Below are 2,475 nucleotides of genomic sequence, written 5' to 3' on the forward strand. Positions count from 1 at the left end.
TGGCGACCTGGGCCGCTACCTGCCGGACGGCAACATCGAATACCTGGGCCGCAACGACGACCAGGTGAAGATCCGTGGTTTCCGCATCGAGCTGGGCGAGATCGAAGCCAAGCTCGCCCGCCACGAAGCGCTGAAAGAAACCGTAGTCGTGGCCCGCGAAGACATACCAGGCGACAAGCGCCTGGTGGCCTATTTCACCCAACACTCGCCGGACGAAGCCGTCGACATCGAAACCCTGCGCACGCACCTGCAAACGCAGTTGCCAGCGTATATGGTGCCCGCCGCCTACGTGCGCCTCGATGCGCTGCCGCTGACCCCCAACGGCAAGCTCGACCGCAAGGCCTTGCCAGCACCGGACCTCGACGCGCTGATCACCCGTGGCTACGAAGCCCCGCAAGGCGAGGTCGAAACCACCCTGGCGCGGCTCTGGCAAGATTTGCTCAAGGTCGAACGCGTGGGCCGTCACGATCATTTCTTCGAACTGGGCGGGCATTCGCTGCTGGCGGTCAGCTTGATCGAGCGGATGCGCCAGGCCGGCTTGAGCGCCGATGTGCGCGTGCTGTTCAGCCAACCGACCCTGGCCGCGCTGGCGGCGGCTGTCGGCAGCGGGAAGGAGGTCAGCGTTCCGGCCAACCTGATTGCGCCGGACTGCGAACACATCACCCCCGAACTGCTGCCGCTGGCCAACCTGTCCCAGGCGACCCTCGACCGCCTCGTGGCGACGGTGCCGGGTGGTGCGCGCAATGTGCAGGACATTTATCCGTTGGCGCCGCTGCAGGAAGGCATTCTCTACCATCACCTGGCTACCGAGCAGGGCGACCCGTATCTGCTTCAATCGCAGTTTGCCTTCGACAGCCAGGAACGTCTCGACGGGTTCGTCCAGGCGTTGCAGGTGGTCATTGATCGCCACGACATCTTGCGCACCAGCATTGTGTGGGACGGTTTTGACGAGCCTATGCAAGTGGTCTGGCGCGAAGCCAGGCTGCACCTCGAAGTACTCGATCTCGACCCGGCCGCGGGTGATACCGTTGGGCAACTGCGCCAGCGTTTCGACCCGCGCCATCACCGTATCGATGTCGCCCAGGCGCCGCTGATGCGCTTGGCTTATGCAAGGGATGAGGCCAACGATCGCCTGGTCGCGACACTGTTGTTCCATCACATCGCCCTGGACCACACGGCGATGGACGTGGTGCAGCACGAGATGCAAGCGCACCTGCTGGGTGAAGCCGGGCAACTGGCCGAAGCGGTGCCTTATCGAAATTACGTGGCCCAGGCCCGCTTGGGCGTGAGTTGCGAAGAGCATGAGGCGTTCTTTCACGACATGCTCGGCGATATCGACGAGCCGACGCTGCCCTTCAACCTGCAGGATGTGCAGAGCGGCGGACGCGATATCGAAGAGACCAGCCAGTCGGTGGATGCCGGCCTGGACCAGCGCCTGCGGGCCCAAGCCCGTCAACTGGGGGTGAGTGCCGCCAGCCTGGTGCATCTGGCGTGGGCGCAAGTGCTGGCCAAGGTGTCCGGCAAGCAGGAGGTGGTGTTCGGTACGGTCCTGATGGGCCGGATGCAGGCGGGCGAGGGCGCTGACCGCGCACTGGGGATGTTCATCAATACCTTGCCGCTGCGCGTGAGCCTGGGCGACCAAGGCGTCAAGGCAGGCGTCAAGGCGGTCCATGGGCAACTGACGGCCTTGCTCGGGCACGAACATGCCTCGCTCGCGCTGGCCCAGCGTTGCAGTGGCGTGGCGGCGCCGCTGCCGCTGTTCAGCGCCTTGCTTAACTATCGGCACCGCGCTACGGGCGAGGCGTCGGCACAGGCACTGCAAGCATGGTGTGGCATCCACGTCCTGGACGGGGAAGACCGCACCAATTATCCGCTGACCTTGAACGTCGATGACCTGGGTAGCGGTTTCAACCTGACGGTGCTGGTCGCGCAGCAGATCGGCGCCCAACGGGTCTGCGCTTATATGCACGCAGCGCTACAGACGCTGGTGCAGGCACTGGAACAGACGCCACAGGCGGCGCTGTATCGCCTGTCGATCTTGCCCGACGCGGAACGCGAGCAACTGCTGGTGACGTTCAACGCCACCGAGGCTGACTATCCGCAGCAGCAGACGACTCATGGGTTGTTCGAGGAACAGGTCCAGCGTACCCCGGATGCCGTGGCGGTGATTCGCGGCGGGCAACGCCTGAGCTACGGGGGACTGAACGAGCGGGCCAACCGCCTGGCCCATTACCTGCGCAAGCAGGGCGTAGAGCCCGATTCGCGGGTGGCGATCTGCGTCGAGCGCGGCATCGACATGGTTGTTGGCTTGCTGGCGATTCTCAAGGCCGGCGGTGGTTATGTGCCGCTGGATCCGGCGTATCCGTTGGATCGGATTGCCTACATGCTCGAGGACAGCGCACCGGCGGCGGTGTTGGCGCAGGCTGCAACGGTCGGGTTGTTGGCCGATGCTTCGATGCCAGTGATCAACCTGGA

1 protein-coding gene is annotated in these 2,475 nt (G+C 64.6%); it reads left to right on the top strand.

Annotation, left to right across the window (positions count from 1 at the left end):
• A partial coding sequence (locus AACY42_RS28230) for a condensation domain-containing protein (protein WP_339483782.1) occupies positions 1 to 2,475 on the top strand: 2,475 nt, incomplete at both ends.

Source organism: Pseudomonas sp. RL_5y_Pfl2_73, assembly GCF_963970515.1.
Lineage (GTDB): Bacteria > Pseudomonadota > Gammaproteobacteria > Pseudomonadales > Pseudomonadaceae > Aquipseudomonas.